The following is a 6,087-nucleotide window of genomic DNA, read 5'->3' as shown; positions in this document are numbered from 1 at the left end:
CACCTAAAAGCAAAGGAACTACGCTCAAACTCGGCGTTCGCCTCAAACACGTTCGCTTCGTTCCTTTAACGGTGCTTCAGACTCTCTAACTGTTTCTGACGGCATTCCACATTCACAATAATCCTTATCTATTGTTTCCTTCAAGTCGTGACTGGCTACGGATGCTAATAAATGAAATATCCGGAAGTGTAACCCGGTGGAAGCCACTACGATTACGCATTTGCCATTTCATTCGTAAGGCATTCGACACCCACGGAATAAAAAGTAGAAAGCCGTTCCAGTGAATGTGAAGAAGGTGTTGGAAATAGTTAAGCGTCAAAATTATGCGTTGGGTTTTCGAAATTTGCCTGTTTGAGCCGAATGGCGAGTTGCAAATTTCGGAAGCCCGTTTTTAGCATAATTTTGACGNTTTTTACGCATTTATTATGCTCGAGTAACCGAACTATATAAAAATATATAATCTTATATAAAATAAATAATTTTTTAGACTGCCAATCAGACAGTCTATTTGTGGTACGCAAATATATTTTGTGACAGAAAATAAAAAAAGATAAAAATAATTATTGACTTTTCTTAGCAGGTTTCATTCGTAAGGCATTCGACACCCACGGAATAAAAAGTAGAAAGCCGTTCCAGTGAATGTGAAGAAGGTGTTGGAAATAGTTAAGCGTCAAAATTATGCGTTGGGTTTTCGAAATTTGCCTGTTTGAGCCGAATGGCGAGTTGCAAATTTCGGAAGCCCGTTTTTAGCATAATTTTGACGCTTTAGTATTTCCCGCCGACGGAACCTGAACAGGAACGGCTTCCTACTTTTTATGCAGGTCCGGGTAATCATGCCTTCCTGAATTAAATCTCAATTACGCAGATTCTATCTCGTAAGTGAATCCGGCATCGGTTATCGTCTGGATCGTATCGTTGATTCCCTGTCCACCAGCAGTAAGGTAACCGGAGGCAAAGATGGAGTCGACCACACTTAATAATTCTTTTTCATGTCCTTTAAAATACACTTCACGACCTGCGGCGCATCGAATATCAGACTGCGGGACCAGAAGTCTTGCAAGGCAGAGGACTTTCATTCCATATTCATAAGTAAGCCCGGAGATATCCTGATTGCCAAGAGGAGTACCGGGAATCGGAAGCAGGAAGTTGATCGGAAGAGCTTCCGGATTGATCTCTTTTAGTTCCAAAAGCATATCGACCACATCTTCTTTACTTTCTCCCATACCGATGATACCACCGCTGCAGATTTCAAATCCGAGCCGTTGAAGCATATGTATATTTTCCACACGCTGGTCAAAGGTGTGCGTAGTACAGATATGACTATAATAATTACGGCTGCTGTTCAGATTGTGGTTGATGCGGTCAAGCCCGGCATCTTTCAACATTCTGGCCTGCTTTTCGGTTAAGAATCCAATGGAGCAGCAGAGATGGGTTCCGGTTTCCTTCATCTTGCGGATACGCCCGGCAAGCTGTTCAATATCGGCATCGGTGAATCCCATACCACTTAATCCGATGCAGTGGCGGGAAAGATGATATTCATTTACAAAATCATTATCATTATATAATTTGTCGTCGTCTACCCATTTGTAAGTGTCGATGTCTGCATCAGAACGGCAGGATTGTGCGCAGTAAGCACAGTCCTGAGTACAGTTGCCGCTGCGGACATTGGTCAGAATATGAATGCTGACACGGTTTCCTTTATATTTTTTACGGAGAATCCCGGCACGTTCGATGAGCATATCTAACTGATCATCAGGAGTATTAAGAATTTCAATGGCTTCTTCTCGTGTTAAAATGGGATCTTCGTGTGTGTGAATTTCTGAAATCATGGTGTTACCTTCCTTTATATGTAGTATAAATCACTTGTTAACTGATATAGTCAAAAGGTTAACATACTGAAAGGAGAAAGTCAACATCAGTCAAATGATTGGTTAACATTTGTGCGTAAATAAATATTACATTGACACATTCTCAGAGAAGTAGTGTATAATATTATTATGGTATGTACGGATGTATTCTATGAGGAGAAATATTATGCCAACACAGAAAGAAGAGTTACAACTGAATACACAACAGGATATGTCATCGGAGGATATGTATGTTTTAAAGGAACTGTTCACGGAATATGTATCATTATACCGGCTGGAACTGAATTCCGGAAAATATGAAATTCTGCGGCTGATTGAAAATACGAACGCAAAACAAATCGTCGGAGAGGAGTACAGAATATTTGCTGATTATGATGAATTTACAAGACGGTATGCAGAGACCTTTATTCCGGAAACGGAACAGGAGGAATTTTTAGACTGGCATAAGTGTGAAAATCTGAAAAAGAGACTTCAGGAGAAGGAAAGACTTACTTATTATTATCACAGTGTTTCCAAAGACGGAAAAGACAGTTATTATGAGGCTTATGCAGTGAAAGGAAAGACAGACGGGAAAAATTTTTACATATTTCTGGGGTATCGGAACGTGGACGGTATTCTGTATAAAGAAAAAGCAATTCAGGAACAATTACAGAGGGCACTGGATGAAGCAAAACTAAGCAATGAGATTATAGAGGCTATTGCCAAAAGCTATCAGTATATTTCAAGAATTGATATTTCGAAAAACTGGTTTGAAGAAATTTCAAACCGGGCTGTTGAGAATATGAATTATAAAAAATCCGGAGAAGTGACTTCTGGCAACAGGAATGCATGCAAGAAGCTTGTGGCAGAAGAGTATCAGGAAGCATTTCTTAAATTTGCAGATATAACGACACTGCCTGTACGAATGAAGAATGAAGAGACCATTGTGATGGAGTACCAGATGAAAGATGGCAACTGGCATAAACTTCGTTTTATCGAGAAGAAAAGGGACAAAGACGGTAATCTGACCCATGTACTGTGTGCGATCCGCAGTATCAGTGATGTTAAGAAAAAAGAACAGGAACTGCTACAGCAGGTTGCGGAAGCCAGGAAAGATGCAGCGCTTAAATCACGGTTTTTGTCTAATATGAGTCATGATATCCGGACACCGATAAATGGAATCATCGGTATGACCGAGCTTGCGGATCGTTATCCGGACAATCCGGAGATGCAGAAAAAATGTAGGGAGAAGCTTTTGGAATCCGCCAGGCATCTTGTTTCTATGGTAAATGATATTCTGGATATGAACAAGTTAGAGACGGAGCAATTTGTCGAAAATGATATACCGTTTAATTTGGCGTCAGTGTTAAACCGAGTCAACACAGATCAACAGATGCAGGCAGGTAAAAAAAGATTGATTATGTTGTGGACTGGGAAAAATCGGAGCTGAATCATATGTATCTGACGGGAAATCCGGTTTATATAGAAAAACTTCTGACAGTAATTACTGATAATGCAGTGAAATTTACAAAGCCAGGCGGCAATGTGAGTGTGTGGTGCAGGGAAATATCGGAAGATGACGAGAGAGCGGTTTATGAATTTGGGTGTTCAGATAATGGAATTGGTATGAGTGAGGAGTTTGCAGGACACGCATTTGAGATGTTTTCGCAGGAAAATAAGACAAGCCGGACACAGTATGAAGGTACCGGGCTAGGTCTTGCGATAGCGAAGAAGATTACAGAAAGACTTGGCGGGACAATTGAGATAAAGAGTAAAAAGAACTGTGGAACAACTGTGACAATGACGATTCCATTTAAGACCGGGGTACAGAATCTGATGCAATATACAGAGAATGTGAATACAGAAAGTACAGAAGATATTCCGTTGGAAGGCTTGCATGCATTGATCGCAGAAGATAATGAGTTGAATCTGGAGATTGCAAAGTTAATGCTGGAAGAGACAGGAATCTGTGTAGAGTGTGCGGCAGACGGTAAAGAAGCAGTTGCTAAGTTTGAGGAGTCGGAACCGGGATATTACGATGTGATTTTTATGGATATTATGATGCCGTATATGAATGGATGGGATGCGACAAGGAAGATCCGGACATTGCAAAGACCGGATGCGGATAAGATACCAATCATAGCAATGAGTGCAAATGCGTTTGCAGAAGATATCATTAACAGCCATATTTCAGGGATGAACTGGCATCTTACAAAGCCTATTGATGCAGATAAACTGATGACGGCACTGAAGGAGTGTATAAGAAAAAATAATATCAGATGATGGTATAAGGCTGCAAATGATTGTTGAAAAAAGTAAAGAGGAAGATTAGAATATGCTATAGAGAAATCTGTAGCATATTTTAAGTATGTGGGAAAGAAGGAGAACTTATGTATAATTTTAATTATTACACACCGACCAAAGTTGTATTTGGAAAGAATACAGAAGACCAATGTGGAGAACTCGTAAAGGAACAGGGCTGTAAAAAAGTTCTGATTCATTACGGAAGTGGAAGTGTCAGACGTTCCGGGCTTTTAGATAAAGTGAAGGCTTCTCTGGATGATGCAGAGGTAGATTATATAGAACTTGGAGGAGCAGTACCGAATCCAAGACTTTCTCTGGTGTATGAAGGAATCGAGCTTGCAAAGAAAGAAGGTGTAGATTTCATTCTGGCAGTAGGCGGAGGAAGTGCGATTGATTCTGCAAAAGCAATCGGATACGGAGTAGCCAATGAAGGGGATGTATGGGATTTCTATGACAGAAAGCGTCAGGCAGCAGGCTGTCTTCCGATTGGGGTTGTACTTACAATCGCAGCAACCGGAAGCGAGATGAGTAATTCTTCTGTTATCACAAAAGAAGAAGGATGGGTCAAGAGAGGATACAGCAGTGATTATGGAAGACCGCGTTTTGCGATCATGAATCCGGAACTTACCATGACACTGCCAGATTATCAGACTGCATGCGGATGTACGGATATCTTGATGCATACGATGGAACGTTATTTTACAAATGGCGGGAATATGGAGATTACAGACAGCATTGCAGAAGGTCTGATGCGTACCGTAATTGAAAATGCAAGAATTTTGGTCCGTGATCCGAAGAACTACGATGCCCGGGCAGAAGTGATGTGGGCAGGAAGTTTGTCGCATAATGGTCTGACCGGCTGCGGCGCTGTCGTCGGAGGAGACTTCGCATCTCATGCGTTGGAACATGAGATAGGAGGAATCTATGATGTGGCACATGGTGCAGGACTTGCTGCAATCTGGGGATCCTGGGCAAGATATGTATACAAAGACTGTCTTCCGAGATTCGAAAAGTTTGCAATGAATGTTATGCAGGTGGATCCGGAAGGAACAGCCGATGATGTGGCCTTACGTGGAATAGAGGCAATGGAAGATTTCTACCGTGAGATTAAAATGCCAACATCTATCCATGAACTTGGCATTGATCCGGGCGATGATGAGTTGAAACTGATGGCACATAAATGCAGTATCGGATGCAAGGAAAGCAAAGGATCAGCGAAGGTGCTGCATGAAGAAGACATGTATGAGATATATAAAGCGGCATTATAGGAGAATTGGGATTTAATTTATTAACTAGGAAGCGGCCTCTCAGTCCTTGAAGGAAACAATAGATAAGGCTTCTTGTTCAGGTTCCATACCATAAGAAACACTAAGAGAGTCAGAATCACCTAAAAGCAAAGGAACTACGCTCAAACTCGGCGTTCGCCTCAAACACGTTCGCTTCGTTCCTTTAACGGTGCTTCTGACTCTCTAANGGGGAAGCGGCCTCTCAGTCCTTGAAGGAAACAATAGATAAGGCTTCTTGTTCAGGTTCCATACCATAAGAAACACTAAGAGAGTCAGAATCACCTAAAAGCAAAGGAACTACGCTCAAACTCGGCATTCGCCTCAAACACGTTCGCTTCGTTCCTTTAACGGTGCTTCTGACTCTCTAATTGTTTCTAACGGCATTCCACATTCACAATAATCCTTATCTATTGTTTCCTTCAAGTCGTGACTGGCAGCGAATGTTAATAAATAAAATGCCCGGAAGTGTAACCCGGTGNAACGGGGAAGCGGCCTCTCAGTCCTTGAAGGAAACAATAGATAAGGCTTCTTGTTCAGGTTCCATACCATAAGAAACACTAAGAGAGTCAGAATCACCTAAAAGCAAAGGAACTACGCTCAAACTCGGCGTTCGCCTCAAACACGTTCGCTTCGTTCCTTTAACGGTGCTT

Annotated in this window: 4 protein-coding genes; 3 read left to right on the top strand and 1 reads right to left on the bottom strand. The window is 41.6% G+C overall.

Annotated features, from left to right (window positions below; all coding sequences use genetic code 11):
* Positions 1 to 857 precede the first annotated feature (857 nt).
* A complete protein-coding gene (gene bioB, locus GT508_RS14105) occupies positions 858 to 1,829 on the bottom strand; it encodes a biotin synthase BioB (RefSeq protein ID WP_161144500.1) in 972 nt (323 codons plus the stop codon).
* A gap of 205 nt (positions 1,830 to 2,034) precedes the next feature.
* On the opposite strand from bioB, the gene GT508_RS14100 reads away from it, so the two are divergent.
* From GT508_RS14100 to GT508_RS14090, 3 genes are all read left to right on the top strand, one after another.
* Positions 2,035 to 3,297: a sensor histidine kinase gene (locus tag GT508_RS14100; RefSeq protein ID WP_161144499.1), complete on the top strand. Its 1,263-nt coding sequence runs from the start codon at positions 2,035 to 2,037 to the stop codon at positions 3,295 to 3,297.
* 5 nt (positions 3,298 to 3,302) lie between these two features.
* The gene (locus GT508_RS14095) at positions 3,303 to 4,130 is read left to right on the top strand and encodes an ATP-binding response regulator (RefSeq protein ID WP_161144498.1); all 828 of its coding nucleotides are present in this window, start codon (positions 3,303 to 3,305) and stop codon (positions 4,128 to 4,130) included.
* Between the two features lie 107 nt (positions 4,131 to 4,237).
* Positions 4,238 to 5,419 (top strand): iron-containing alcohol dehydrogenase, encoded by a 1,182-nt coding sequence (locus tag GT508_RS14090; RefSeq protein ID WP_161144497.1) that lies wholly within the window; start codon positions 4,238 to 4,240, stop codon positions 5,417 to 5,419.
* Positions 5,420 to 6,087: the final 668 nt, after the last annotated feature.

This window comes from Dorea sp. BIOML-A1, from assembly GCF_009875615.1.
Classification (GTDB): domain Bacteria; phylum Bacillota; class Clostridia; order Lachnospirales; family Lachnospiraceae; genus Dorea_A; species Dorea_A amylophila.
Note: the sequence above shows the minus strand (reverse complement) of the source record. Positions and strands in the feature narration are given on the sequence as shown.